This window comes from Streptomyces venezuelae, assembly GCF_008642295.1.
GTDB classification, from domain to species: Bacteria; Actinomycetota; Actinomycetes; order Streptomycetales; family Streptomycetaceae; genus Streptomyces; species Streptomyces venezuelae_C.
Window position 1 is genome coordinate 4,557,860 of the sequence record NZ_CP029190.1, and the last position, 24,535, is coordinate 4,582,394.

Annotated in this window: 23 protein-coding genes and 1 pseudogene; 10 read left to right on the plus strand and 14 right to left on the minus strand. The window is 71.7% G+C overall.

What is annotated here, in order from left to right; genetic code table 11:
* Window positions 1-147: 147 nt before the first annotated feature.
* Entirely contained in the window at window positions 148-624 is a 477-nt protein-coding gene (locus DEJ50_RS20410; RefSeq protein WP_223837839.1) for a hypothetical protein, read from the plus strand.
* Here DEJ50_RS20410 and DEJ50_RS20415 read toward each other — a convergent pair.
* From DEJ50_RS20415 to DEJ50_RS20425, 4 genes are all read right to left on the minus strand, one after another.
* The gene (locus DEJ50_RS20415) at window positions 605-1,228 is read right to left on the minus strand and encodes a nucleoside triphosphate pyrophosphatase (RefSeq protein ID WP_150209399.1); all 624 of its coding nucleotides are present in this window, start codon (window positions 1,226-1,228) and stop codon (window positions 605-607) included. The two genes, DEJ50_RS20410 and DEJ50_RS20415, sit on opposite strands and share 20 nt — an antisense overlap.
* 79 nt (window positions 1,229-1,307) lie before the next feature.
* Window positions 1,308-1,442 carry a morphogenic membrane protein MmpB gene (gene mmpB, locus DEJ50_RS35250; protein ID WP_263399209.1) on the minus strand — a complete coding sequence of 45 codons (135 nt, stop codon included), beginning with the start codon at window positions 1,440-1,442 and terminating at the stop codon, window positions 1,308-1,310.
* 77 nt (window positions 1,443-1,519) lie between these two features.
* Window positions 1,520-1,726, minus strand: coding sequence for an acyl-CoA carboxylase epsilon subunit (locus DEJ50_RS20420; protein WP_150209400.1), 207 nt, complete (start codon window positions 1,724-1,726; stop codon window positions 1,520-1,522).
* Between the two features lie 8 nt (window positions 1,727-1,734).
* Complete coding sequence (locus DEJ50_RS20425) at window positions 1,735-3,333, minus strand: acyl-CoA carboxylase subunit beta (protein ID WP_150209401.1); 1,599 nt, start codon at window positions 3,331-3,333, stop codon at window positions 1,735-1,737.
* 131 nt (window positions 3,334-3,464) lie between these two features.
* Between DEJ50_RS20425 and DEJ50_RS20430 the strand changes: the two genes are divergently transcribed.
* From DEJ50_RS20430 to DEJ50_RS20450, 4 genes are all read left to right on the plus strand, one after another.
* Entirely contained in the window at window positions 3,465-4,322 is an 858-nt protein-coding gene (locus DEJ50_RS20430; protein WP_150209402.1) for a biotin--[acetyl-CoA-carboxylase] ligase, read from the plus strand.
* Window positions 4,323-4,925: 603 nt separating this feature from the next.
* Window positions 4,926-6,083 (plus strand): adenylate/guanylate cyclase domain-containing protein, encoded by a 1,158-nt coding sequence (locus DEJ50_RS20440; RefSeq protein WP_150209404.1) that lies wholly within the window; start codon window positions 4,926-4,928, stop codon window positions 6,081-6,083.
* Between the two features lie 53 nt (window positions 6,084-6,136).
* Window positions 6,137-6,952 (plus strand): enoyl-CoA hydratase/isomerase family protein, encoded by an 816-nt coding sequence (locus tag DEJ50_RS20445; RefSeq protein ID WP_150209405.1) that lies wholly within the window; start codon window positions 6,137-6,139, stop codon window positions 6,950-6,952.
* Between the two features lie 48 nt (window positions 6,953-7,000).
* Window positions 7,001-8,113, plus strand: a complete 1,113-nt coding sequence (locus DEJ50_RS20450) for a GGDEF domain-containing protein (protein WP_150209406.1) — start codon at window positions 7,001-7,003, stop codon at window positions 8,111-8,113.
* A gap of 18 nt (window positions 8,114-8,131) precedes the next feature.
* On the opposite strand, the gene DEJ50_RS20455 is transcribed toward DEJ50_RS20450, so the two are convergent.
* The gene (locus tag DEJ50_RS20455) at window positions 8,132-8,875 is read right to left on the minus strand and encodes a hypothetical protein (RefSeq protein ID WP_150209407.1); all 744 of its coding nucleotides are present in this window, start codon (window positions 8,873-8,875) and stop codon (window positions 8,132-8,134) included.
* 148 nt (window positions 8,876-9,023) lie between these two features.
* Here DEJ50_RS20455 and hutH point away from each other — a divergent pair, with 148 nt between their 5' ends.
* A complete protein-coding gene (gene hutH, locus DEJ50_RS20460) occupies window positions 9,024-10,565 on the plus strand; it encodes a histidine ammonia-lyase (protein WP_150212246.1) in 1,542 nt (513 codons plus the stop codon).
* 95 nt (window positions 10,566-10,660) lie between these two features.
* On the opposite strand, the gene DEJ50_RS20465 is transcribed toward hutH, so the two are convergent.
* Window positions 10,661-10,975 (minus strand): hypothetical protein, encoded by a 315-nt coding sequence (locus DEJ50_RS20465; protein WP_150209408.1) that lies wholly within the window; start codon window positions 10,973-10,975, stop codon window positions 10,661-10,663.
* A gap of 108 nt (window positions 10,976-11,083) precedes the next feature.
* On the opposite strand from DEJ50_RS20465, the gene DEJ50_RS20470 reads away from it, so the two are divergent.
* From DEJ50_RS20470 to DEJ50_RS20480, 3 genes are all read left to right on the plus strand, one after another.
* Window positions 11,084-11,425 carry a hypothetical protein gene (locus DEJ50_RS20470; protein ID WP_150209409.1) on the plus strand — a complete coding sequence of 114 codons (342 nt, stop codon included), beginning with the start codon at window positions 11,084-11,086 and terminating at the stop codon, window positions 11,423-11,425.
* Window positions 11,426-11,556: 131 nt separating this feature from the next.
* Window positions 11,557-12,831 (plus strand): Ig-like domain-containing protein, encoded by a 1,275-nt coding sequence (locus DEJ50_RS20475; RefSeq protein ID WP_150209410.1) that lies wholly within the window; start codon window positions 11,557-11,559, stop codon window positions 12,829-12,831.
* Window positions 12,832-12,939: 108 nt separating this feature from the next.
* Window positions 12,940-13,923 carry a GNAT family N-acetyltransferase gene (locus tag DEJ50_RS20480; RefSeq protein ID WP_150209411.1) on the plus strand — a complete coding sequence of 328 codons (984 nt, stop codon included), beginning with the start codon at window positions 12,940-12,942 and terminating at the stop codon, window positions 13,921-13,923.
* Between the two features lie 17 nt (window positions 13,924-13,940).
* On the opposite strand, the gene DEJ50_RS20485 is transcribed toward DEJ50_RS20480, so the two are convergent.
* From DEJ50_RS20485 to DEJ50_RS35610, 5 genes and pseudogenes are all read right to left on the minus strand, one after another.
* Entirely contained in the window at window positions 13,941-14,780 is an 840-nt protein-coding gene (locus DEJ50_RS20485; protein WP_150209412.1) for a PhzF family phenazine biosynthesis protein, read from the minus strand.
* 99 nt (window positions 14,781-14,879) lie between these two features.
* Window positions 14,880-15,713 (minus strand): proline hydroxylase, encoded by an 834-nt coding sequence (locus DEJ50_RS20490; RefSeq protein WP_150209413.1) that lies wholly within the window; start codon window positions 15,711-15,713, stop codon window positions 14,880-14,882.
* Window positions 15,714-15,796: 83 nt separating this feature from the next.
* Entirely contained in the window at window positions 15,797-15,982 is a 186-nt protein-coding gene (locus tag DEJ50_RS20495; RefSeq protein WP_150209414.1) for a hypothetical protein, read from the minus strand.
* 122 nt (window positions 15,983-16,104) lie between these two features.
* The gene (locus DEJ50_RS20500; protein ID WP_150209415.1) at window positions 16,105-19,074 is read right to left on the minus strand and encodes an alpha/beta fold hydrolase; all 2,970 of its coding nucleotides are present in this window, start codon (window positions 19,072-19,074) and stop codon (window positions 16,105-16,107) included.
* A 190-nt stretch (window positions 19,075-19,264) separates the two neighbouring features.
* Window positions 19,265-19,360 (minus strand): annotated as a pseudogene (locus DEJ50_RS35610) (peptide-methionine (S)-S-oxide reductase); the annotation flags it as partial.
* Window positions 19,361-19,414: 54 nt separating this feature from the next.
* Between DEJ50_RS35610 and DEJ50_RS20510 the strand changes: the two are divergent.
* On the plus strand, window positions 19,415-20,899 hold the full coding sequence (locus DEJ50_RS20510) for a recombinase family protein (protein WP_150209417.1): 1,485 nt from the start codon (window positions 19,415-19,417) through the stop codon (window positions 20,897-20,899).
* 79 nt (window positions 20,900-20,978) lie between these two features.
* On the opposite strand, the gene msrA is transcribed toward DEJ50_RS20510, so the two are convergent.
* From msrA to DEJ50_RS20525, 3 genes are all read right to left on the minus strand, one after another.
* Window positions 20,979-21,650, minus strand: coding sequence for a peptide-methionine (S)-S-oxide reductase MsrA (msrA, locus tag DEJ50_RS20515; protein WP_150209418.1), 672 nt, complete (start codon window positions 21,648-21,650; stop codon window positions 20,979-20,981).
* 81 nt (window positions 21,651-21,731) lie between these two features.
* A complete protein-coding gene (locus tag DEJ50_RS20520) occupies window positions 21,732-22,892 on the minus strand; it encodes a hypothetical protein (protein ID WP_150209419.1) in 1,161 nt (386 codons plus the stop codon).
* Window positions 22,889-24,499, minus strand: a complete 1,611-nt coding sequence (locus DEJ50_RS20525) for a M48 family metalloprotease (protein WP_150209420.1) — start codon at window positions 24,497-24,499, stop codon at window positions 22,889-22,891. The genes DEJ50_RS20520 and DEJ50_RS20525 overlap by 4 nt, the downstream gene beginning before the upstream one ends.
* Window positions 24,500-24,535 lie beyond the last annotated feature (36 nt).

Consider the following 24,535-nt stretch of genomic DNA (forward strand, 5'->3'; position numbering starts at 1 on the left):
AGTAACCCTGTCATGTGGTCAAGGTCTCTGTGCGCACGCGCAGCGGCCCCCGACGATTCTTTGTGGGGTCCCTACGAACGCCCCGATCATTCTTTGCCCGTGCCCAGCCCCTTGTCCCATGGTTTACCCGTTAGTAGCCTCCGGGGCATGCTGCGCAGACTGGTGGCCGGAGTGGCCACCCTCGTGCTCGTCGCGGAAGCGGCGGTTCTCGTCCTCGTCCACGTCGTGCTGGGCAAGACGACGGAGAGCCAGTCCATGTCGATCGCCGGCATGGACCCGGATGTCATGTCCAAGGCAACCTACGCCATGGGTGCGGGGATGGGCGGCTTCCTGCTGCTCTGTGCCGTCCTGCTGGCCCTGGCCGCCGTCCGGGACCGGGCGCCCGGCCGGTTCGCCCGGGCGGTCCTGATCGGCGCGGCCGTCACCCACGGCGTCCTCGGCGCGCTGGTGGTCGGCCTGGTCGGCTGGCCCGCCTTCGCGGTGATGATGCTGATCCTCTGCCTGGTCGTGCTGACCCTGCTGCTCTACGGGGACGCCACGGACACCACGGACGCCACGTACGCCATGGACACCCCGGCCGCCCCCGCCGCTTCGGACCTCCCGGTCACGCCCACAAGTCCGTGATGGACACGCCCAGTTCGCCCAGCAGCGAGCGCAGCAGCGGCAGCGACAGGCCGATCACATTGCCGTGGTCGCCGTCGATGCCCTCGATGAACGGCCCCGAGAGCCCGTCCAGGGTGAAGGCCCCGGCGACGTGCAGCGGCTCCCCGCTCGCCACGTACGCCGCCACCTCCGCGTCCGTCGGCTCGCCGAACCGGACCGTGGTGGAGGCCGTTGCCGACACCTGACGCCCGGTCGCCGTGTCGATCACGCAGTGCCCGGTGCGGAGCACGCCCGCCCGGCCGCGCATCGCCTTCCAGCGGGCCGTGGCCTCCTCGGCGTCCGCCGGCTTGCCCAGCGCCTCGCCGTCCAGTTCCAGTACGGAGTCACAGCCGATCACCAGCGCCCCGGCGGCCGTCTCCAGACCGGCCACCACGCCCGCCTTGGCCTCCGCCAGGGCGAGGGCCAGCTCGGCCGGGGTGTCCGCGTCCACCGAGTCCTCGTCGAACCCGCTGACGACGACGTGCGGGGCGAGCCCGGCCTGGCGCAGCAGGTTGAGCCGGGCGGGGGAGGCGGAGGCGAGGACCAGGGAGCGCGGAGCGGCGGCGGCAGCAGTCATGCCCGCCATCGTAGGGGCGCGCCGAAGCCGCACCGGAATCGCACCGGAACGGCACCGGACCGGCACCGGAACCGCGCTTGGCACCGCGCTAGAAACCGCCCACGCCGAGGACGTACACGAGCACCAGCATGGCCACCGCAAGGACCACCGTCATCCGGCGGATCATCGCCTGCGCCTCGCGCATGTCCTTCGGCGGCTCGTTCTTCGGGTCGGACCAGAGCATGCCCCGATCCTGCTCCCCGGGACCCGGGGGGCGCCTGAGTACGGGTACTCAAGCGCCCCCCGGTGTTCCCGCACGGCTCACGCCGGCCAGTACGTACGCCCCCACGCCCGCGGCCCCGGCTGCGGCACCCGCCGCCGGGCCACCTGCGCCGGATCCGACCACTGGTCCGGGGCCTGCTCCGCGCCCGGCGACGCCGCAGCCAGCACCGCCGCGCGCGCTTGGACCACCGCCAGTGCGGCGGCCAGCTCCTCCGGGGTCGGGTTCCCCTTGACGACCTTGATCATCGGACCTCCTAGAGGGGGATGTTCCCGTGCTTCTTCGGGGGCAGTGCCTCGCGCTTGGTCCGCAGCTGGCGCAGCCCCCTCACAATGTGTGCCCGGGTCTCGGACGGCATCACCACCGCGTCGATGTAACCGCGCTCGGCGGCCGTGTACGGGTTCAGCAGCGTGTCCTCGTACTCGGCGATCAGCTGCGCCCGGACGGCCTCCACATCCTCGCCCGCGGCCTCCGCCTCCGCGATGGCCCGGCGGTGCAGGATGTTCACCGCGCCCTGGGCGCCCATCACCGCGATCTGCGCGGTCGGCCAGGCCAGGTTCAGGTCCGCGCCCAGGTGCTTGGAGCCCATCACGTCGTACGCACCGCCGAAGGCCTTGCGGGTGATCACGGTGATCAGCGGGACGGTGGCCTCGGCGTAGGCGTAGATCAGCTTGGCGCCGCGCCGGATGATGCCGCCGTACTCCTGGTCCACGCCCGGCAGGAAGCCCGGCACGTCCACGAAGGTCAGCACCGGCACGTTGAAGGCGTCGCAGGTCCGGACGAACCGGGCGGCCTTTTCGCTCGCGTTGATGTCCAGACAGCCGGCGAACTGCATCGGCTGGTTGGCGACGATGCCCACCGGGTGCCCCTCGACCCGCCCGAAGCCGGTCAGGATGTTCGGCGCGAACATCGCCTGGGTCTCCAGGAACTCGCCCTCGTCGAGGACGTGCTCCAGCACCGTGTGCATGTCGTACGGCTGGTTGGCGCTGTCCGGGATCAGGATGTCGAGCTCCCGGTCGGCCTCGGAGACCTCCGTGTCCGCCTCCTCCGGGAAGGCCGGCGGCTCCGACAGGTTGTTCGAAGGGAGGTAGGAGAGCAGCGACTTGACGTACTCGATCGCGTCCTTCTCGTCGCCCGCCATGTGGTGCGCCACACCGGAGGTGGTGTTGTGGGTCCGGGCGCCGCCCAGCTCCTCGAAGCCGACGTCCTCGCCGGTGACCGTCTTGATGACGTCCGGACCGGTGATGAACATGTGCGAGGTCTGGTCGACCATCACGGTGAAGTCGGTGATCGCCGGGGAGTACACGGCACCGCCCGCACAGGGGCCGACGACCAGGCTGATCTGCGGGATCACCCCGGAGGCGTGGGTGTTCCGGCGGAAGATCTCCCCGTACATGCCGAGGGCCATCACGCCCTCCTGGATGCGTGCGCCGCCAGAGTCGTTGATACCGACCACCGGGCAGCCGGTCTTCAGCGCGAAGTCCATCACCTTCATGATCTTCTGGCCGAAGACCTCGCCGAGGGCTCCGCCGAACACGGTGAAGTCCTGCGAGAACACGGCGACGGGCCGGCCGTCGACGGTGCCGTAACCGGTGACGACGCCGTCGCCGTACGGGCGGGTCTTCTCCAGCCCGAAGTTGCTGGACCGGTGCCGGGCGAGCTCGTCGAGCTCGACGAAGGAGCCCTCGTCGAGAAGCAGCGCCACCCGCTCACGAGCCGTCAGCTTGCCCTTGGCATGCTGCTTCTCCACGGCGCGCGCCGAGCCGGCGTGCGTGGCTTCGTCGATCCGGCGCTGCAGGTCCGCGATCTTGCCCGCGGTGGTGTGGATGTCGATCGGCTCTGAGGGTTGAGACATCGGGGTCGCGGCTCCCTGAGTGGTGTCCACTGCCTGGTCAATTGATTGACTACTGCTGGCTACTGGTGCGTAGCGTATCGGCGGGCATGGCGCACGGCAGTGCGGCGTTTGACACACCTAATGTGGCTTGCATGACGCCATCAGATGCCTCCGCCGAATCGGCCGGACGCTGGTCGAGCCTCGACCGGCCGCCCCTCAACGCCGCCTCGCTGCGCCGCGCCCTCGTCACCCCCGACAGCCTGTGGACCTCGCTGGAGGTCGTCGAAACCACCGGGTCCACCAACAGCGACCTGGCCGCGCGGGCCGGAGAGCTGCCCGAGGGCGCGGTGCTGGTCGCCGAGGAGCAGAGCGCCGGCCGCGGACGCCTCGACCGCAGCTGGGAGGCACCGGCGCGGTCCGGGCTGTTCTTCTCCGTCCTGCTGAAGCCGGCGGAGGTGCCGGTGGAGCGGTGGGGGTGGCTGACCCTGCTGGCGGGGGTCGCCACCGCGACCGGGCTGTCGCGGGCGGCCGGGGTGGACACGGCACTCAAATGGCCCAACGACCTGCTGGTCACCGTGGACGGCGAGGAGCGGAAGACGGGCGGCATCCTCGCGGAGAAGGCCGAGGGCGCACTCGTCATCGGGATCGGGCTGAACGTCACGCTCACGGAGGACGAGCTGCCGGTCCCGGGGGCGGGCTCGCTGGCCCTGGCGAAGGCGACGGTGACCGACCGGGACCCGCTGCTGAAGGCGGTGCTGCGGTCCCTGGAGGACTGGTACGGGCGCTGGCGCGCGGCGGAGGGCGACCCGGCGGCGAGCGGCCTCCAGGAGACCTACGCGGCGGGCTGCGCGACCTTGGGGCGGCATGTGCGGGCGGAGCTGCCGGGGGGGCGGGAGCTGACGGGCACGGCGGAGGCGGTCGACGCGGAAGGACGACTGGTCGTCCGGACGGCGGAGGGGGAACGGGAGCGGGTGGGCGCGGGCGACGTGATCCACCTCCGCGGCCACTAGCCCCGGGCGGGCCCCTGGCGCACCCCGTCCCGGCGCAGCGAGGCCCGGCCCTGGCGCGGCCCGGCCCGGCCCGGCCCCGCCTCGCCCGGCCCCGGCCTGGGCTTGCGCGGGCCCGCCCGGGCCCCGAGGCCGCCCGCCCCCGGGGCGGGCGGGGGCGGGGCCGGGGGCCGCTGCGCGGAGCTCCCCCACCCCGCCCCTTCCCGAAACCGGGGCCTGCGGCCCCGGACCCCGCCGCGGGGCTCCGCCCCGCACCCGGCGGATGCCCCGGCTCCGCCGGGCACCGTCCCGGGGCCGCGCCCCACGCCCCGCGGGTGCCCCGGCTCCGCCGGGCAGGGACGAGACGGGGCCGCGCCCCACGCCCCGCCCCGGGGCTGCGCCCCGCACTTCGCCGGGGCCCCAGGCCCCAGCGGGTCCGGGCGGCGGCCCGGTTTCGGGAAGGGGGTGGGGTGGGGGCATGCCCCGCGCAGCGGAGCCCCGGCCCGGGGAACGGGGGACGGCGAGTGAGCTACGGCACACCTGCCGTATGGTTTAGGCGATCCCGGTGCTCGAGGTGATCAACCGGTTCGACAGGGCAGTGCGCACGGAATGGACAGGAGGCGGCCCTTGACCGTCGACGACACTGGTTCCGGCACGCCCGCCCCGAACGGTCCGGCCGCCGCCGCCCCGACGAGGCGCGACCAGCACACCCCGCTGCACGAGGTGGACCACACCGCCCAGCCCACGGCCGACCCGCTCGCCATCCGGCTGGAGCAGCTGATCCTGGGCGCCGAGCGCCGCTACACGCCGTTCCAGGCCGCGCGCAGCGCCGGGGTGTCCATGGAGCTCGCGTCCCGGTTCTGGCGGGCCATGGGCTTCGCCGACATCGGGCAGGCCAAGGCGCTGACCGAGGCCGATGTGCTGGCCCTGCGCCGGCTCGCCGGCCTGGTCGAGGCCGGGCTGCTCAGCGAGCCGATGGCGGTGCAGGTGGCCCGGTCCACCGGGCAGACCACCGCCCGGCTGGCGGAATGGCAGATCGATTCCTTCCTGGAGGGACTGACCGAGCCGCCCGAGCCCGGCATGACCCGTACCGAGGTGACCTACCCGCTGGTCGAGCTGCTGCTGCCGGAGCTGGAGGAGTTCCTGGTCTATGTGTGGCGGCGGCAGCTGGCCGCGGCCACCGGGCGCGTGGTGCAGGCCGCGGACGACGAGGAGATGGTGGACCGGCGGCTCGCGGTGGGCTTCGCGGACCTGGTGGGATTCACCCGGCTGACCCGGCGTCTGGAGGAAGAGGAGCTCGGCGAACTGGTCGAGGCCTTCGAGACCACCGCCGCGGACCTGGTGGCCGCCCACGGCGGCCGGCTGATCAAGACGCTCGGCGACGAGGTCCTGTACTGCGCCGACGAGCCCGGCACGGCCGCGGAGATCGCGCTGCGGCTGATCGAGACCATGGAGGCCGACGCCTCGATGCCGGAGCTCCGGGTCGGGATCGCCTTCGGCACGGTGACCACCCGGATGGGCGATGTGTTCGGAACCACCGTGAACCTGGCCAGCCGGCTCACCTCGATAGCCCCGAAGGACGCCGTGCTCGTGGACGGGGCGCTGGCGGAGGAGCTGGGCCGTACGGGCGATGCGCCGGTCTCGGAGAAGGAGGCGGAGGCCCACGGCCCGGAGGAGCGGCCGTACCGCTTCGCCCTGCAGCCGATGTGGCAGCGGCCCGTACGCGGTCTCGGTGTGGTGGAGCCCTGGTTGCTGACGCGGCGGGCCTCTAAGATCCCCGACTGAGGCACGGTAACGCTCGTTAACCGGCTCTTCGGCCGGTCGGGAGGGAATCACTCATGGGTCAGCTGGGTCAGCGTTTCGGTGAGTTCGTCGAGGTGCGGCGGCATGACGGCAGCGAAGCGCCCGGGGTGGTGGAGCTCGTCCTGGACCGCCCCAAGGCGATGAACGCGGTGTCGACCGAGATGGCCCGGTCGATCGGTGCGGCCTGTGCCGCGCTGGCGGCGGACCCGGAGGCCCGGGTGGTCGTGCTGACCTCCACGCACGAGCGGGCCTTCTGTGTGGGGGCCGACCTGAAGGAGCGCAATTCCCTCTCCGATGCGGAGCTGGTCCGGCAGCGGCCGACCACCCGTGGCGCGTACGGGGGTGTGCTGGAGCTGCCCATGCCGACGATCGCGGCGGTGCACGGTTTCGCCCTGGGCGGCGGCTTCGAGCTGGCGCTGGCCTGCGATGTCATCGTGGCGGACGAGTCCGCGGTGGTCGGGCTGCCGGAGGTGTCGGTCGGGGTGATCCCGGGCGGCGGCGGTACGCAGCTGCTGCCGCGGCGGGTCGGGGCGGCCAGGGCGGCCGAGCTGATCTTCACCGCGCGCCGGGTGGAGGCGGCGGAGGCGGCCGGGCTGGGGCTGGTGGACGTACTGGTTCCGGCCGGGGAGGACCGTACGGAGGCCCTCGCCCTGGCCGCCCGGATGGCCGCGAACTCCCCGGTGGGCCTGCGGGCGGCCAAGCGGGCGCTGCGGCTGGGCCACGGGATGGACCTGGCGGCCGGCCTGGAGATCGAGGACGCGGCCTGGCGGACGGTGGCCTTCTCCGGGGACCGGGCCGAGGGCGTGGCGGCGTTCAACGAGAAGCGGAAGCCGAACTGGCCCGGGCAGTAGCCTCCCGGCAGGTCGTCCGAATCGGACAAAAGTCCCTAATCTAGGGTGATGGGAGTTGACGGGCGGCTGCGGGCCGTGGTGAGTCTGGCCCAGGCCATGGCGGCGGCGCATACGCCGAGGGACAGCGTGCGGGCGGCGGCCCGGGGAGCGCGGACGGCCATGGACGGGTCGTTCGCCGCGATCTCCGCGTGGGAGCGCGAGCGGGGGCGGCTGCGGGTCCTGGTGAACGAGGGGGAGCGGCGCCCCGGCGAGGAGGAGTTCCCGGAGGACGAGTCCTATCCCGTGCACGACTTCCCCGAGATCACCGAGTTCCTGCACGAGCGGTGGGCGGGCGGCGGCGGCCCGCACGCCTGGGTGGAGCACGCGGGCAGCGGCCGGCCGGGCCGGCGCGGGGAGGCGCTGCGCCGGCGCGGACGCGGGAGCTGTGTGGTGGCGCCCATCGTGCTCAGCGGGCGGGCCTGGGGGGAGCTGTACGTGGCCCGGAACGCCGGGCTGCCCGGGTTCGGCGTGGACGACGCGGAGTTCGCCACGGTGCTGGCCGCCGTGGTGGCGGCCGGGCTGGCGCAGAACGAGCGGCTGGAGGAGGCCCGGCGGCTGGCCTTCACCGATCCGCTGACCGGACTGGCCAACCGGCGGGCCGTCGACATGCGCCTGGACGAGGCACTGGAACAGCACCGGTCCCGGGGCGCGGTGGTCAGCCTGATGGTCTGCGACCTCAACGGCCTGAAGAAGGTCAACGACACCCTGGGGCATGCGACCGGGGACCGGCTGCTGGAGCGGTTCGGATCGGTGCTGAGCCTGTGCGGGGCGATGCTGCCGGGTGCGCTGGTCGCGCGGCTGGGCGGGGACGAGTTCTGTGTGGTCTCGGCCGGGCCGTCCGCGGACGAGGTGGTGCGGGTGGCGGAGCTGGTGTGCGAGCGGGCCGGCGAGCTGGAGCTGGGGGAGGGGGTGGCCTGCGGGGTCGCCTCCACGGGCGATGAGATCGGACCGGTGACCTCCTCGCGGCGGCTGTTCCGGCTGGCGGACGCGGCCCAGTACAAGGCGAAGGCGGCGCGGTCGGCGAAGCCGGTGGTGGCGGGGCGGGACCACGCGGTGGTCCGGCTGGCGGACGAGACCCCGGCCGGCACGGCGGAGCGCCGCCGGTTCCGCGGGCGGGGCTGAACGCGGGCCGGGCCGGCTTCAGTTGCAGTCGAGGGTGAGCGTCTTGCTCGCGCCCACGGGCTCCGGGCCCGGATTGACGGCCACGAGGTTGACGACGACCTCGATGGCCATGGCGTTGGGTGTCTCGCGCTTCGGCACCGTGAGCGAACCGAGCACCGAGTGGATCTTCTCTTTCCCGGTGAACTCGACCGAGCCCTGCTGGGCCACGATGTTCTTGCCCTGCCAGGTGAAGGTGACCTTGCCCCGTCCGGTCGCGGTGATCTGGCCGTCGAGCTGCACCTTGTTCGGCACGTCGCAGTCGACCTTCGTCGGCTGGGGGGTGAAGACCTTCGTGATCTCGACCTTGGTGACCTTCGCGTCCCCTCCGGTGACCCCGCCCGGAACCTCCCGCGGCGGCGCAAGGCAGTTGACGCGTACCTTGTCGCCCGCCCTGCGGCTGTCGTAGGTGACGCGGTAGACGCCGTAGGCGACGTCCTCGCGGGTCAGTGAGCCTCTGCCGTTCACCTTGGCGTTCAGCTTCGTGCGGGGGCCGTCGATCCGCACCGACTGCTTCGCCGGGAAGCCGTTCAGGTGGAGGTCGTACTCGATCTGTTCGGGGTCGAATTCGGCCGGGTCTTCGCCCAGCCGGATTTCCTTCAGCTCGCACCTGGGTGCCGCGGGTGCCCGGTCGGGGGCGGCTGCCTGGGCGACCGCCGTCGGCGGCAGCGCCACCGCGGAGGCGAGCAGGGGGGCGAGCAGTGCACAGCGGCGGTTGCGGTTCATACGGCTTCCTCCCGTGAGCCGGGTGAAGCGGTGCTCCTGCAGTGTTCCTGCGGGGTTCCTCCTTCAGGCTAGACCCGGGGGTCCGCCCCGGCCGCCCGGACACCTAGTGACACGAAGCGATTCAGTCCGTAGGGTGCTGAATATGGATATGCACACTGTCGTGGTGGGGACGTCCGGGACCACCGCCGAGGACGTCATCGCCGTGGCCCGCGACAACGCGCGGGTCGAGCTGTCAGCCGAAGCCCTCGACGCGCTCGGGCGGGCCCGCGCGATCGTGGATGCGCTGGCCGCCAAGCCCGAGCCCGTGTACGGGGTGTCCACCGGGTTCGGAGCCCTCGCCACCCGGCACATCTCCCAGGACCTGCGGGCGCAGCTCCAGCGCAACATCGTCCGCTCGCACGCGGCCGGCATGGGCCCCCGAGTCGAGCGCGAGGTCGTCCGCGCGCTGATGTTCCTGCGCCTGAAGACCGTTGCCTCCGGCCACACCGGGGTACGCCCCGAGGTCGCCCAGACCATGGCGGACGTACTCAACGCGGGCATCACCCCCGTGGTGCACGAGTACGGCTCGCTCGGCTGCTCCGGCGACCTCGCGCCGCTCTCGCACTGCGCGCTCGCCCTGATGGGCGAAGGCGACGCCGAGGGCCCCGACGGCACCCTCCGGCCGGCCGGCGAGCTGCTCGCCGAGCACGGGATCACCCCCGTGGAACTCCGCGAGAAGGAGGGCCTGGCCCTCCTCAACGGCACCGACGGCATGCTCGGGATGCTGTGCATGGCCCTCGCCGACCTGCGCAGGCTCTACACCTCCGCCGACATCACCGCCGCGCTCTCCCTGGAGGCGCTGCTGGGCACCGACAAGGTGCTCGCCCCCGAGCTGCACGCCATCCGCCCGCACCCCGGCCAGGGCGACTCCGCCGCGAACATGGCCGCCGTACTGAAGGACTCCGGTCTCACCGGGCACTTCCAGCACGACGAGGCCCCGCGCGTCCAGGACGCCTACTCGGTGCGCTGTGCGCCGCAGGTGGCCGGCGCCGGCCGGGACACCCTCGCGCACGCCGCCCTGGTGGCCTCCCGTGAGCTCGCCTCCGCCGTGGACAACCCGGTGGTACTGCCCGACGGGCGGGTCGAGTCCAACGGCAACTTCCACGGCGCGCCGGTGGCGTACGTACTGGACTTCCTGGCCATCGCCGCCGCCGACCTGGGCTCCATCGCCGAGCGGCGCACCGACCGGCTGCTGGACAAGAACCGCAGCCACGGCCTGCCCGCCTTCCTCGCCGACGACGCCGGCGTGGACTCCGGTCTCATGATCGCCCAGTACACGCAGGCCGCGCTGGTCAGCGAGATGAAGCGGCTGGCGGTCCCGGCCTCCGCCGACTCCATCCCCTCCTCCGCCATGCAGGAGGACCACGTCTCCATGGGCTGGTCCGCGGCCCGCAAGCTCCGCACGGCGATCGACAACCTGACCCGGATCGTCGCCATCGAGATGTACGCGGCCACCCGCGCGATCGAGCTGCGCCACGGGCTGACCCCGGCGCCCGCCTCCCAGGCGGCGATCCTGGCGGCCCGGGCTGCGGGCGTGGCGGGCCCGGGGCCGGACCGTTTCCTCGCCCCCGACCTGGCTGCCGCCGAGGAGTTCGTGCGTACGGGCGGACTGGTCGACGCGGTGGAGTCGGTCACCGGACCGCTGGCCTGACGCAGGGCCGAAGGGCCGCCCCGCGCACATGCGCGGGGCGGCCCTTCGGTGTGTCTTCGGTGTGTCTTCGGCGTGTATGCGGCCCGCAGGGTGCGCTAGGCGGCGCGGGACCGGCGGGCCGAGAACACCCAGAAACCGGCCCCGGTGCCGAGGCAGGCGATACCGGCGAAGACGAACGGGGTGGTGTCCACCCCGGTGGTCTCGGCGAGGGCGAGGTGGGCCGGCGTGGAGCCGGAACCCGGTCCGGCGCCCCTCAGGGTGAGCACCTCCGCCGGGGCCGCAGCGTTCACCGGACCGACGGGCGGGCCGGAACGTTCCGGTGCGGTGGCATTGGCGGAAGGGACGAACCAGAGGGCGCCGAGGAGGGTGGTTGCCCCGAGAGCGGTGAGCAGCGGTCGACGTGCGGACACGGTTCGATCCCCCTTGTGGCAGCAGCGAATTGGCCGTGTGCGCCGATGCTAATGAAAGGGGCGGGTCGTGGGGAAGTCGGGGTGGCCCCCAGGCTTACTCTCCGTCGTATGGAGACATCTGACACCTCGCGTTACATCCGGCTTCGGGTGGATTTGGTACTGGAAGTTCCGGATCCGGATGCACTCACCGGAGCGGCACTCGAGCACATCAAGGCCGATGAGTTCATGACGGACGAGGAGCGCGGCCACGGCGAGGCCGCCGTGCGCGCGGACGAGGCGGAGGCCCTCGCCTACCTCGTCGACCCCACCGACCTGGTCGCGGAGGTCCCCGGGGTGGAGCTCGCCCAGGCCTCCTGGAGCACCGAGTCGGTCGAATACGACCCCGACGCATTGGAGTGGGACATCAACGACGAAGATGGGGTCTTTGACGAACAGGACGACAACGCCTGACAGTGGAGTGGCCCACATCCGAACGGATCGTGGAACCGATCCCGCCGCCTGGCGCGTTGTCCGATCCGAGGCAGGGGCATGCCCCTGCCTCGGGCCCCTTCCCGGGCCCCCGTCCCGGGATTCCGGCAACGATGGAGTGGCGTGTGAGGACGTACAGCAAGGGGCGGAGAAGGGGCCTGACGGCCATATCCGCCCTGCTCGGTGGCGTACTGGTGCTCTCGGCGTGCAGCGACGGCGGTGGCGACAACCCCAAGGGCAGCGGCGAGGCGACGGGCAAGTCCCAGGCGGACGTCGACGCGGCGGCGGCCAAGGACGCCTCGAAGGCCAAGATAGCCATCGCGCCCAAGGACGGCGCCACCAATGTCGGCCTCAACTCCGCCACCACCGTCACGGTCAGCGACGGAACCCTCACCAAGGTGGAGATGAAGTCCTCCGAGGGGGCCGCTGTCGCGGGCAAGATCTCCGCGGACGGCAAGAGCTGGAAGCCCGAGGGAGCCCTCAAGCGCTCCACCAAGTACGCGCTGTCGGCCACGGCCAAGGACGCCGACGGCCGTGAGGCCCACGAGAACGCCTCCTTCACCACGGTCTCCCCGGAGAACAGCTTCGTCGGCTCGTTCACCCCCGAGGACGGCCAGAAGGTCGGCGTGGGCATGCCGGTCTCCATCAACTTCAACAAGCCGATCAAGGACAAGAAGGCCGTCCAGTCCGCGATCACCGTGACCTCCAGCAGCGGCCAGGAGGTCGTCGGCCACTGGTTCAACGCGCAGCGGCTCGACTTCCGGCCCGAGCAGTACTGGCAGGCCAACTCCACCGTCACGTTGAAGATGAAGCTGGACGGGGTCCAGGGTGCGCCCGGCGTGGTCGGCGTGCAGGACCGCACCGCCACCTTCCAGATCGGCCGCAGCCAGGTCTCGGTGGTGGACGCCAAGACGAAGAAGATGACGGTCAAGCGGGACGGCCAGGTCGTCAAGACCATCCCGATCTCCGCCGGCTCCCCGGCCACCCCGACCTACAACGGTCAGATGGTGATCTCCGAGAAGTTCAAGGAGACCCGGATGAACGGTGCCACCGTCGGCTTCACGGACGACGACGGCAAGGGCGAGTACGACATCAAGGACGTCCCGCACGCGATGCGGCTGTCGACCTCGGGCACCTTCATCCACGGCAACTACTGGGGCGACGACTCCATCTTCGGCAGCGTCAACACCAGCCACGGCTGCGTGGGCCTGAACGATGCCAAGGGCGCCAACGACCCGGGCCAGCCGGCCGCCTGGTTCTTCGACAGCTCGCTCATCGGCGATGTGGTCACCGTGGTCAACTCCCCGGACAAGACCATCAAGCCGGACAACGGCCTGAACGGCTGGAACATGAACTGGGCCGAGTGGAAGGCCGGTTCCGCCGTCTGAGCGTGACCGCGACCGCGACCGCGAGCATGAGCTGAACCGTCACCGCGACACGGCGGGGAGTCCGAGTGGACTCCCCGCCGTACTCGTTGTCCGGCTAGGGTCCGCGCCATGACGTCCCCCCGGCCCGTGCCCTCGTTCCCGCTGTCCGTTCCGCCGACCGACACGGAGGTGGACACCTGGTGGGCCGTCCTGACCGCCGCCCGGGCCGCCGATCTGCCGGGCCTGCCCGGACCCTCCCGGACCGAGGTGGCCGGCCGGCTGCGCGTGCCGCCCGCCCGCGGCAGGTCCCTGCACTGGGCGGCGGGCGACGCCGGTGACGAGGGCGTGGCCGAGCTCTTCCTCTTCGAGGACGGCGCCAACGACACCACCGCCGCCCTGGAGGAGCTGACCGTACGCCCCGACGCGCGCCGCCGCGGAGTGGGCACCGCGCTCTGGGAGCGGGTCCGGGCGGAACTGCAGGCAGCCGGCCGGACCTCGGTCGAGGTGATGCCGGACCTGGGCGGCCCCGGCCAGGCCTTCGCGGAGTCGCTCGGCTTCACCTGCGTACTCCCGCTGGCCTGGTACGTACAGGAGGTGCCGGAGCCGCCCGGCCCGGCGGCGGATGCCCCGGCCGGCTACCGGTGGGTGGCCTGGGAGGGCGTGGTCCCCGATGCATGGGCGGCCCCGGCCGCCGCCGCCCACGGCGCGATGGCGGACGCGCCGAGCGGGGAGACGGACGAGCGCGTCCCGTCCTGGGACGCGGACCGGCTCCGCGCCGCCGGGCAGCTGATCCTGGACCGGGGCGGCCGGTTCCTGACGGTGGCGGCGGTCACGGCGGAGGGCGAGGTGGCCGCGTACACGGAGCTGGTCCTGCCGGACCCGGCCGCGACCCGGGCCCTCCAGTACGACACGGTGGTCGTCCCCCGCCACCGCGGCCACGGCCTGGGCCGGGCGGTGAAACGCCGGATGCTGGCGGAAGTCGCCTCGGCATACCCCGGGCTGCGGTGGATCGGAACGACGGTGGCCGACGAGAACACCCCGATGCGAGCGGTCAACGAAGCCCTGGGCTACCGCCGTGAACGCGCCGCGGCCGTCTACCGGCTCAAGCTGTAGCGGCCCCGCACAGCCGGTCAGGTGATCGGGACCGCTGTGCCGGTGACCTCGATGCCGGCCGCGGGGTCCGCCGGGACCCCGACCGTGATACGACTCGGGCGCCCCATGTCCACGCCCTGGTGGACGGTCAGGACGGCGGGCGTGTCGATGAGGCCGAGGCTGCGCAGGTAGCCGCCGAGGGCGGCGGCTGCCGCACCGGTCGCCGGGTCCTCGAACACGCCGCCGGGCGGGAACGGGTTTCGGGCGTGGAAGACGGTCTCCGACTCGCGTCGGACCAGGGCGACCGTGGCCCAGTCCCGGCGCGACATGAGTTCGCCCAGCGCGGCCATGTCGTAGTCGAGGTCGGCGAGCCGCTCGCGGCTGGTGGCCGCGATCACCGGATGCCAGGCCCCGGCGTAGGCGGCCCGCGGCGGCAGGGCGGGGTCGAGGTCGGTGGCGGACCAGCGCAGTGCGGCCAGCAGCTCGGCCAGGTCGGGCTCGGAGAGCTCCGCCGTACGCGGCTCGACACTCACCAGGGTGGCGACGACCGCACCGTCCGAGCCGGCCGAGGTGGTCACCGGGACCGGGCCGGCCTGGGTGTGCAGCAGCAGCTCGCCGGGCCCGTACCGGTGGGCGTGGGCGACGGCGGTGGCGATGGTGGCGTGGCCGCAGAAGGGCACCTCGGTCTGCGGGCTGAAGTAGCGGATGCCGAGGGAGCCGTCCTGGCGGGGGACGGCGAAGGCCGTCTCCGAATAGCCGACTTCCGCCGCGGTGGCGGCCATCGTCGCCTCGTCGATGCCGGTGGCGTCCAGCACCACTCCCGCCGGGTTCCCGCCCAGCGGGTCGGTGCTGAAGGCCACGTAACGCAACAGGTCCATCGCCCGAACGTAGCGGCATTCCTGGCGGACCGTCAAAGAGTCGAATTCATCGGAGAGTTGACGATCGCAGGGATGGAAAGCGCAGCTCGGCGGGGTGTTTCAGGCCCAGGTGAGCAGCCGGCCGGAGGTGCTGATCCCCACCGCGAATCCCAGTGCGATTCTGCGGTCTCCGTGGCTGGGCCGGACCGCATGGAAATTGCGGGGGTCGATGAGCAGGGCCTCGCCGACCTCTGGGGTGAGCTCGATGGACTCGGTGCCCCGCACCACCGCCTCGTCGTACCCGTACGAGGCGTCGGGCAGCCGGTACGCCTCGTCCCCGGGCTGCCAGCGGTGCCGCCACAGGACCGTCTCGCCGCCCGACGGGGGCACGCTGAGGTACAGGTTGAAGGCGAACTGGCCGATCAGCGGGGTGTCGAGGAGGTCCTCCGCGTACTCGCGGAGGGCGTCGTCGAAATGGACCCGGAACCCCTGGTTCGGCTCCCGGGCCACCCCGTCGCCCATCTCCCGGCCGCCCCGCCGGCCGACCGCCACCCCGTGCGGCCAGTGCGTGGCGAGCCCCTCCCGGCAGACGCGAAAGGGGTCGAAGGACAGGCCCAGCCCTTCCCAGGCCGCGTAGTGCCCCTCCAGGGCCTTCCAGTAGCTGTCGGCGACCCCGCCGTCCGCCATGTGGTCGCTGACGCCCACCCCGAAGCGCATTACCGGCGGGTGGATGCGGGTCGTGCCGTACGAGTCGAACGCCTTTTCCTTCAGGGCGCCGAGCACCTCCTCGCACCACTGCCGTGGCAGGAAGCCCGGCACTCGAACCGCCGCGTACCGCCCGGCGGCCAGACCGGCGAGCAGCTCGTGGGTGAAGGCCGGTGCGGTGGCGGCGCGGAAGAAGGGGTCGTGCGGCGGGTCCTGTAACGCGCCCTGCGTGGATTGCGCTGACGTCATGCGATCGCCCCCCGGTCATCGAGAAAGAGAACCGAACAGAAAGCAGAGAACAGCGGCCGTACGTGGTGTGCGCGGTGTGTGCGTTATCCGGGATGTGTTGCGCTGGTCGCGCGGAACGCCGTCTTCGCGTCGAGTTCGAGTGCCTGGCGCCCGGCCTCCAGCGCTTCCATCGCGATGCGTCTGCCGACCTCCGCCTGCAGCTCCTCCAGCTCGCTCCCCGGAGCACCCCATTGCAGGGACTGGTTGTCATCGGCGGGGAGAGCGTTCATCGGCGGACCTCCGTGCATGTTCGGTGTGGGATGCGTCACACAGAGTGAGGCAACGTCAGGCTACGCGCAAGCCCGCCGCCGCCGGTGGAGTTCTGTACAACTGCCCCCGAAGGCGGGAGGTTTCAGCCGGGCATCTCCCGGTCCAGCTGCTCCAGCATCGCCCTGGCGTGCCTGGACAGCGGATGTTCCGAGGCCACCACCCGGTCGAGGTCGCGCACCAGTGCTCTCAGCTTGTTCACCGCTTCGGACGTACGCCCCCGGATGGGCAGGAGCACGGTGACATGGGTGTACCGCAGGCGCATCACGAGGTTGGAGTCCGCCGGCTGGGACGCGTCCCGCAGCGCCTCCCGGATCATCCGCTCCGCCTCGTCGTGGCGGCCCTGCCTCAGCAGCGCGTACGCCAGGGTCTCCCGTACCCGCAGGATCTCGGGGGTGGAGGGCGGCCAGTGGTTCCGGCGGCTGATGTCCAGGATCTGCCGGGCCTCCGCCTCGGCCTCCCCGTTCCGGCCGAGGGTGAGCAGCGCCCGGGCCAGGGTGTGGCGGACCACCAGGGTGTCGTAGTACTCGGGGCCGCGGACCTCCTGCTCCGCCTCGACGATGGACCGGAGCATCTGCTCGACCTGCTCCTCCTTCTGCCGGTCCCCATCCTGTTCGTTGATCGCCCGGGCGAGTTTGTGCCGGCTGGCGAGGGTGTCGGCGTCGTTCTCCCCGAGGATGCGGGTGCGCGCCTCGACCACCTGTCTCAGCTCGTCCTCGGCCCGGGTCAGCTGCTCCCCTTCGAGGAGGATGCGTCCCTGTTCGTGGCGCAGTCCCAGGATCTCCCGGTCATCGCGGTCGAAGCCGAAGGAGGCGCAGCCCTCGATCAGCGGGTGGACGAGGTCGTACGCCGGGGTGAGGAGGCCCATGGCGATCAGGTAGCGGGCGGTCAGCCGGGCCAGTTCCAGGGCGGTGGTCCGTACGGTCCGGTCGGACGGCTTGAGTTCCCCGAGCAGGCAGGCCCGGGAGACCTCCATCGCGTGCGGGGCGAGCGCGGACCACAGCGGCCAGTTGCTGGGGTGGTCGGGGTTGCGGGCGTGGGCGGCCGAGAGCACCATCCGTACGGCCAGTCCGTAGTAGTCCGCGGACCGGTCCCGCACCTCCTCGTCCTCGCGCAGCACACCGTGCACGACGGGGTGCAGGGTCAGTACGTGGGCCAGGTCGCGTTCCGCGACCCCCTCGCGCTGGTACGCGTCCACCAGCCCGAAGTCCTCCAGGCCCGTCAGGGCGGCGTGGATCCGGGCCGGAGTGGCGCCGGGGAACAGCGGGGACTGGCCGAGCGTGGGGCCGCTGAGCAGGCAGCGGTAGGGGATCGGGGCGATGCTCAGACACGCGAGGACCTTCAGGAGGGTGGCCGAGCCGGCCGACTCGCGGCGGCGCAGCAGGTCCAGGGCGATCCCGCAGACCTTCTCCACGATCTCCCGGCCGAGCAGCTCGCTGAGGTCCGGGCCCGCCTGGTCCGCGGAGGTCTCGGCGCGCGCGGCGAAGGTCCGGCGGAAGGTCTCGAAGTCCCTGATGTCGCTGTCCAGGGAGACATGGCTCTCGTTGACGGCCTTGATGGCGTCGGCGGCGTGCCGCAGCGCGAGCGGCAGCCCGCCCAGCTCCCTCGACAGCCTGCGGGCGTCCTCGTTCGTACCGCCCAGGCCGCCGGTCCGTTCCAGCAGCAGGGATGCGCCGTCGTCCTCGTGCAGCGGCAGGATCTGGTGGACGGCGCTCCAGTCGCCCCAGGTCTGCTGGCGGCGCACCCGGCTGGTGACCAGTACCGTGCCGCGCGCGTTCTGCGGCTTGCGCAGCCAGCCGGTGCCGTCGGAGACCAGGCCGTCCCGGGGGCCGAGCCGGGCGGGGTCGTCGGCGTTGTCGAAGATCAGCAGCCAGGGGTCGGGGCAGTCGTTGAGGAGCTTCCAGACCAGGTCCATGGAGTTGCCGAGCAGCCAGGCCCGTTCGACGGCGATGGAGGGGGCGCCGAGGTCGTGGGCCATCATCCGCATACGGAGATTGAGTTCGGGCATGGACACCCACCACACCCGGTGTCCGGCGCGCTGGGCGCGGTCGGCGACCTCCAGGGCCAGCCGGCTCTTCCCGGACCCGCCGAGGCCGGCCAGGACGTGCACCTGCTGGGCGGACTGCCCGGACAGCAGGGAGGCGGCCAGGCTCAGCCGGTCCTGGCCCTTGAACTGTCCCTCGTCCAGCTGGCCGTACGGCGGGGGCGGAAAGGGCGCCAGATCCAGCTCCCCGGCGGCCGGCGGCGGCAGCGAGGGCCGCCCGGAGGCCTCGGCGGGGGAGAGGGGCCGCGTGGGCGCGGGCCCGAGGGGCAGTGGGGCGAATTCCTCCTCGGGCGGGGTGCCTTGGGCCGCTTCGAGCAGGGCGCGGCGGACGGCCAGGTAGGAGTCCTGGGTGCGGTCGGCGGGCTGCACGATGGAGAAGTGGTCGGCGGTGACGACCCCGCCCTTGGGGAAGACCCCGCGGGCCACCACCGGCGGGACGATCTCGTCGGAGGAGCCCCCGTACGCGCGCACCGGTATGGGGCACTCCTGGTCGGAGTAGGCGCGGGCGTGCACCACCGCACTGAGCACTGTGCGCTGGGCCTCGGTGACCGCCCGGTCGAAGGGCCGCAGCTGCTGCTCCTGCGGGTTGCGCCAGACCTTGAGGTACTTGCGGACGGTGAGGAAGAACCCCGAACCGGTGTTGGGGCAGGCGAACATGGTGAAGTGCTTGATCCGGGCGAGCTCGGCGCCACCGCCGTTCCACAGCTTGCGGGCCAGGAACCGCTGTACGACGAGGCCGCCCTGGCTGTGGGTCACCAGGACGATCCGCTCGGCTTCGGCGAGCCGGGTCTCCAGGAAGGTACCCAGCTGGTCGGCGACGTCGTCGGTCTCGGCGACCCGGCGGTCGGGCCGGAGCCGGACGAACGGGGAGTCGTACTCGAAGCGGTGGACGGTGACCCAGTCGGACAGCTCCGGATCGGTGCTGATCAGTGTGTGAAAGGCCTTCCACACCTTCGCCGAGGAGAACAGCCCGTGTACGAAAACAAGGTGGACGCGCTCCTGTACCGCCATCGCGAACCTCCGCAGCCGGAAAGCGTGTTGAAGCAGGTGGATTTCGGTCGCAGATGAAGAAGATGAAGAAGCAGCCGGCTCAATGATGCACGAGGGACGACCGCAGGAGCCATAACGAGACACCCGCGGATGCCGCAGCCGCGACGGGCGCGGAGACGTCGGCCGGGGCTGGAGCGGGGGGCGCGGGCGGTTACGCGCCGGGCGCCTCGGCCACGCCGATCGGGCAGGAGACGCCCGTGCCGCCGATGCCGCAGTAGCCCGCGGGGTTCTTGTCGAGGTACTGCTGATAGTGCCACTTCTCTTTGCGTAGAATTGGTGACTCTTCGTAAAGGGGTGGGAAGTGAACGAAGCGGCACCGGTGATCCCGGTTGTCTCGTACGCCCGTATCTCCGCCGACACGGCCAGGGACGGCCACGGCGTCGAGGACCAGCACAAGGTGAACGGGGAGACAGCGGCCCGTCTCGGCTGGACGATCGTGCACCGCTACACCGACAACGACCTGTCGGCGGCCAAGGCGGCTGTGGTGCGCCCGGACTTCGAGGCCATGGTGAAGGCGCTCAAGTCGGGACACCTACCGGACGGCCAGCCCGTACGGGGCGTCATCGTGGTCGCGGACGACCGGCTCACGCGCCGGGCGGGCGACTATGAGCGGTTCGTGGACGCGCTCACGTACGAGGAAGGACGGCTCTACGCGGACGCCAAGGGGTCGAAGAACCTCTACAGCGAGGACGTGGAGTCCATGGGGCTCTTCGGCGTCGTCATCTCCAAGATGGAGGTGCGCAAGATGCAGCGGCGTGCGCGCCGTTCACACCGCGCCCGCGCGGAGCTGGGCATCCCGGTGGGTGGCAAGCGTCCGTTCGGCTGGAAGGACGACAAGCTCACGCTGGAGCCCGAGGAAGCGGCGTGGCTGGCGAAGGGCGCCCGCGAGGTGATCGCGGGCAAGTCCATGCACTCGATCCTCCGCGAGTGGCGGGAGGCCGGCGTCCGCACGATCAACGACAAGGAATGGGCGAGCCGCTCACTCAAGCTCGCGCTGTGGAACCCGCGGCTGTGCGGCTGGCGGAAGCACAACGGCGAGTTGGTGCGTGATGCCAACGGCGTGCCGGTCGTGGGCCGCTGGGAGCCCGTCATCACGCCGAAGGAGTGGATGGCCATCGACGCCGTCTTCTCGGCGCGCGTCGGACCCAACGTGAAGTCCGACGGATCGGTCACTGACTACCGCACGCCGTCCTACCTGCTGACGGGAATCCTTCGATGCGGAAAGCCTGGTACGGATGGTCAGATCTGCAACGCGCCGCTCCGCGCCACTGCCCGCCCGGACCTTTCCGGTGGCTATCTCTACCAGTGCCCCAGCAAGGAAATGGGCGGCTGTGGCGGCACGGGTCGCAACGGAGCCAAGATTGACGAGTTCGTCACGGAGGCAGTTCTCGCGAAGTTGGAGGAACGGGCGGCCAGGACGAAGCATGCGGACGAAAAATGGGCGGGGGAGGAAGAGCTGGCCCGCCTGACGAAGAAGCAGCGCAAGCTGCTTCAGGCGTGGCAGGAGGACCAGATCTCGGATGAGCTGTTCTTCCCTCAGAATCAGAAGATGGAGGCGCGCGTCAAGGAACTCCGCGCGGACCGTACCCGTCACGTCCTCGACCAGCAGCGTGCAGCCGAAGTATCCGGCGACGTGCGCGAGCGCTGGACCTCCGGCCAGTTGGACCTGGCGCAGAAGCGTGCCCTGATCAGGGACGCACTGCACGCGGTGATCGTCCTGCCCGTGGGTGGCGGTGGTCGGCGCCCGTTCAACCCTGACCTGCTGGTCCCGAAGTGGCGGGACTGACGGGGAGTGCCGTGAGGTGTACGAGTCCTTCCTCGCCCGGTACAGCACAGCTGACTAGGAGGCTGTACCGGGCTGTGAGTCACTCGTCTCCCGGAGCCTCGGCAATGCCGATCGGGCAGGCCACGCCTGTCCCTCCGATGCCGCAGTAACCGTTAATGTTGCGGTCGAGGTATTGCTGGTGGTACGCCTCGGCCGGCCAGAACGGGCGGTCGGCGGCCGGGAGGATCGCCGTGGTGATCTCGCCGTGGCCGGAGTACGTCAGGACCTGCTGGTACGCCGCGCGGGAGGCCTCGGCCGCCGTCTGCTGGGACGGGGAGTGGGTGTAGACCGCCGAGCGGTACTGGGTGCCCACGTCGTTGCCCTGGCGGAAGCCCTGGGTGGGGTCGTGGGACTCCCAGAACAGCTTGAGGAGGGTCCCGTACGAGACCAGGGCCGGGTCGAAGACGACCCGGACGACCTCGGTGTGCCCGGTCCGGCCCGAGCAGACCTCGTCGTAGGTCGGGTTCTCGGTGAAGCCGCCCTGGTACCCGGCCAGCGTCGTCCAGACGCCCGGGGTCTGCCAGAACTTGCGCTCCGCGCCCCAGAAACAGCCCAGGCCGAAGTCCGCGACCTCCAGGCCCTCCGGGTAGGGGCCGGCCAGCGGGTTGCCGAGGACCGTATGGCGGTCGGGCAGCGCGAAGAGGGGCTCCGGGCGGCCCTTGAGGGCCTCCTCGGGGGTGGGGAGCTCGGGCGTGCGGCGGTACGTGAACATGCGTGGCCTCCTTGTGTATGGGGACAACGGGAGAGGGCGGCCCGGGATTCCCCGGACCGCCCTCTTCCCGTACGCCGTGTGTCAGCTGTTCCGTGCGTTCCCGGTCACCTGGCGCACGCTGTAGTCGCGTGTCTTCAGGAAGGACGCCTTGCGCCCGCTCTGATACATCCAGGGTTCGATCCCGCAGTACCCGTCGATGTGCCGGAACTGCTCGACGGTCTCCTCGTACCGGTCCTGCCAGTACAGGATCCATGCCAGCATGTGGCGCAGGCGGACGGCCTGCTCGGCAGCCGGATCCGGCGCGGCTGCGAGGTCGGCCAACGCGGCGGTCGCCGCCGCGACGATCTCCGGCTGCTTGTAGTAGACATCAGGGTCGAGGTCCGTCTCGCGGTTCTCACGCTCGAAGTACCCGCGCAGCTCGATCAACGACAGCAGATCGCCCGGTTCGCTGCGCTTGACCGCCTCGCGGCCGAATTCCTCCGCCAGCTCGTGCGTGCCACACCATTTCTCGCACCAGAACTGCTGCGCCTGAAGCCAGGCCATCTGTACCTTCGGCGCGCGCTGGACGACTTCCGTCCACACGTCGCGGAACTGGTCGTGCGAGTAGGCCAGGCCACGGCCTATCCGCAGTTCGGCGATGTAGGGGACGGGGTCCGCCGGGTCGGCGAGTCGCTGGGCCTCGTGCACGGCCTCCTGCGCCTTGATGAGCGCCGTGTGGAAGAGGCGGAATTGTTCCTGTGTGGTGTGCCGGGCGCTCGCTGCACCGCGCACATTCCAGGCGAGCGTGACGCCTGCGTCGGCGCTGACCACCGCGGCCGTGGGATCGCCGGGTCGGGCGGCCTGCCAGGCGAGCAGCCACGTGTCGGTCTCCGCCGCTTCCGTGGCCAGTACACCGACGCGATGATTCCGTTCGCCCCAGTTCCGGCCGGCCGCCTCGATCCAGTCCGCGCCGGCCTGCCAGTCGCCGGAACGGATCGCCGCGACCACCGTCGTCCGGTCGGCGGGCACCGGCATGAGGTTCTCGGTATCGAGCTGCTCCTCCGGTACGAAGCCCTGCGCGACGATCTCCGCAGCCTGCTCCGCGAGCGTGGCCGCGGTACGCGCCTTGGTTTCCTCGGTGCGCGCCACGATGACGGCGGTCTCCGCCTCCAGCCGCTTCGCCTTCCGCAGGTAGTACATCCCGCGGCCCACCTTCCATGCGGCCCCCAGCAGCAGGAGTCCCAGGACGTAAAGGCCGATCATGAGGCAAGCACCAGCTTCCGCAGCGGTTCGGTGTCGGGGAGGTCGGCGACGGCCGCGTCCAGGGCGAGGAGCAGCTGCTCCTCGAAGCCGTCGGCCGGGTAGCGGACGGAGGCCGACTCCGCCCAGGACAGCTGCCAGCGGGCCGCGCCGCGGGCCGTCAGCTCGACCGTGACCAGCTGGTTCAAGGCGCGGCGGACGATCGGGCGGGCGAAGGCGCGGGCGGCGCGGCCGGTGGCCGCCGCGGCCTCCTCGGACTTCGGGAAGCGGTCGGCGATCCGCCACAGCACGGCCGGGTCGGCGTCGATCGCGTCCAGCAGGGCGGGCAGCGTGCCGTCGCCGGCCTCGGCGGAGACGGTCTCGCGGATGTCCTCCGCGCCCTGGGCGACGTACCGGCTCATGCTCGCGTGGACCAGGTCCTCCCAGTCCATCCGGGTCAGGGCCAGCGCCTCGGGGGTGAGGACCTCCTGCTCCAGGGCGATCAGCACGCCCACCGGGTCGGAGAGCAGGCCCAGGGCCGGGCCGGCGGCGCCGACGCCGCCGGAGGCGCGGCCGTCTTCCGGCAGCGCCTCGATCCGGGCCACCCGCTCGGCGAGCGGCGGGTGCGAGTCGTACGCGGAGGCGGGCTCGGTCGGCAGGTCCTGCCGCAGCTCGTCGAGCTCCTCGGTACGGGCGGCGAGCAGGGCGCCGAAGCCGCCGAAGAACTCGCCGGGGCGGGGGAGCAGGCCGGCGCCCAGGCCGAGGGTGGCGTACGAGTCCAGGTAGAAGGTGTGGGCCGGGCCGAGGGCGTTGAGCTCGCGCAGGGCGGAGGCGTACGCGTCCCGGCCGCAGATGCGGGCCGCGGTGAGGTCGGCGGCGAACTCCTGGCGGCGGTCCGCGGAGCGGGTGGCACGCAGGTAGAAGTTGCCGTACGCGGTGTAGATCTTCGCCATGGTCCGGTAGGTGGCACCGACGCCGGTGGTGTCCACCTCCTTGGCCTTCTTCCCCTTGGCGATCCGCTTCTCGGCGGCCTTCTCCTGCCGGGCGGCCTCCTTGGCGACCTTGTTGTCGGCGCGCTCGTGGAAGTGCTCGATGGTGCGGACGAGCTGGGCCCGGCCGCGCACGATGAGCGGCATCATCCGGGTGTCGCTGTTGCTGTAGTGGCCGAGCTCGTGTCCGAGTACGGCGCGCAGCTGCGTCTCGTCGAGCCCGGTCATCAGGGGTACGCCGAGGTAGAGGGTCCGCTTGCCGCCGAGCAGGCCGAGCAGCCGGGCGTCCTCGGCGACGGCTGCGTTGACCTCGTCGACGAGCACGATCTCGTCGGGGGCACGGGTGCCGACCTGGTCGGCGAGTTCCCGGACGGCCGCCCAGAGGCGGGGCTCTTGCTGCTCGGTGACCCGGACACCGGGGGCCGGGCCGGCCTTGGGGGTGCGGAGCATGAACATGCCGCGCACGATCGGGACGGCGAGGACCACGGAGACGATGACGACCTTGCCCGTGAGGGCCCCGGCGTCGGCCTGGGTGATCAGCACCCAGTCGAGGCCGGCCAGGACGGCGAGCAGGACGAGGCCGAGCAGATAGAAGCCGGCGAGAAGTACGAGAGCGCGCAAGGCGCGCAGATATGCGCCCATTCGGACAGATCCCCCCACGGGATGCACAGGTGCCGG

Bases quoted from the DNA above. Each gene is read 5' to 3' on its own strand.
- DEJ50_RS20520 (WP_150209419.1), bottom strand. From the start codon at position 22,892: ATGATCGGCCTTTACGTCCTGGGACTCCTGCTGCTGGGGGCCGCATGG.
- hutH (WP_150212246.1), top strand. From the start codon at position 9,024: ATGCACACTGTCGTGGTGGGGACGTCCGGGACCACCGCCGAGGACGTC.
- msrA (WP_150209418.1), bottom strand. From the start codon at position 21,650: ATGTTCACGTACCGCCGCACGCCCGAGCTCCCCACCCCCGAGGAGGCC.
- DEJ50_RS20415 (WP_150209399.1), bottom strand. From the start codon at position 1,228: ATGGCGGGCATGACTGCTGCCGCCGCCGCTCCGCGCTCCCTGGTCCTC.
- DEJ50_RS20485 (WP_150209412.1), bottom strand. From the start codon at position 14,780: ATGGACCTGTTGCGTTACGTGGCCTTCAGCACCGACCCGCTGGGCGGG.
- DEJ50_RS20475 (WP_150209410.1), top strand. From the start codon at position 11,557: ATGGAGTGGCGTGTGAGGACGTACAGCAAGGGGCGGAGAAGGGGCCTG.
- DEJ50_RS20490 (WP_150209413.1), bottom strand. From the start codon at position 15,713: ATGACGTCAGCGCAATCCACGCAGGGCGCGTTACAGGACCCGCCGCAC.
- DEJ50_RS20445 (WP_150209405.1), top strand. From the start codon at position 6,137: ATGGGTCAGCTGGGTCAGCGTTTCGGTGAGTTCGTCGAGGTGCGGCGG.
- DEJ50_RS20495 (WP_150209414.1), bottom strand. From the start codon at position 15,982: ATGAACGCTCTCCCCGCCGATGACAACCAGTCCCTGCAATGGGGTGCT.
- DEJ50_RS20410 (WP_223837839.1), top strand. From the start codon at position 148: ATGCTGCGCAGACTGGTGGCCGGAGTGGCCACCCTCGTGCTCGTCGCG.
- DEJ50_RS20425 (WP_150209401.1), bottom strand. From the start codon at position 3,333: ATGTCTCAACCCTCAGAGCCGATCGACATCCACACCACCGCGGGCAAG.
- DEJ50_RS20450 (WP_150209406.1), top strand. From the start codon at position 7,001: ATGGGAGTTGACGGGCGGCTGCGGGCCGTGGTGAGTCTGGCCCAGGCC.
- DEJ50_RS20525 (WP_150209420.1), bottom strand. From the start codon at position 24,499: ATGGGCGCATATCTGCGCGCCTTGCGCGCTCTCGTACTTCTCGCCGGC.
- mmpB (WP_263399209.1), bottom strand. From the start codon at position 1,442: ATGCTCTGGTCCGACCCGAAGAACGAGCCGCCGAAGGACATGCGCGAG.
- DEJ50_RS20480 (WP_150209411.1), top strand. From the start codon at position 12,940: ATGACGTCCCCCCGGCCCGTGCCCTCGTTCCCGCTGTCCGTTCCGCCG.
- DEJ50_RS20420 (WP_150209400.1), bottom strand. From the start codon at position 1,726: ATGATCAAGGTCGTCAAGGGGAACCCGACCCCGGAGGAGCTGGCCGCC.
- DEJ50_RS20455 (WP_150209407.1), bottom strand. From the start codon at position 8,875: ATGAACCGCAACCGCCGCTGTGCACTGCTCGCCCCCCTGCTCGCCTCC.
- DEJ50_RS20470 (WP_150209409.1), top strand. From the start codon at position 11,084: ATGGAGACATCTGACACCTCGCGTTACATCCGGCTTCGGGTGGATTTG.
- DEJ50_RS20430 (WP_150209402.1), top strand. From the start codon at position 3,465: ATGACGCCATCAGATGCCTCCGCCGAATCGGCCGGACGCTGGTCGAGC.
- DEJ50_RS20500 (WP_150209415.1), bottom strand. From the start codon at position 19,074: ATGGCGGTACAGGAGCGCGTCCACCTTGTTTTCGTACACGGGCTGTTC.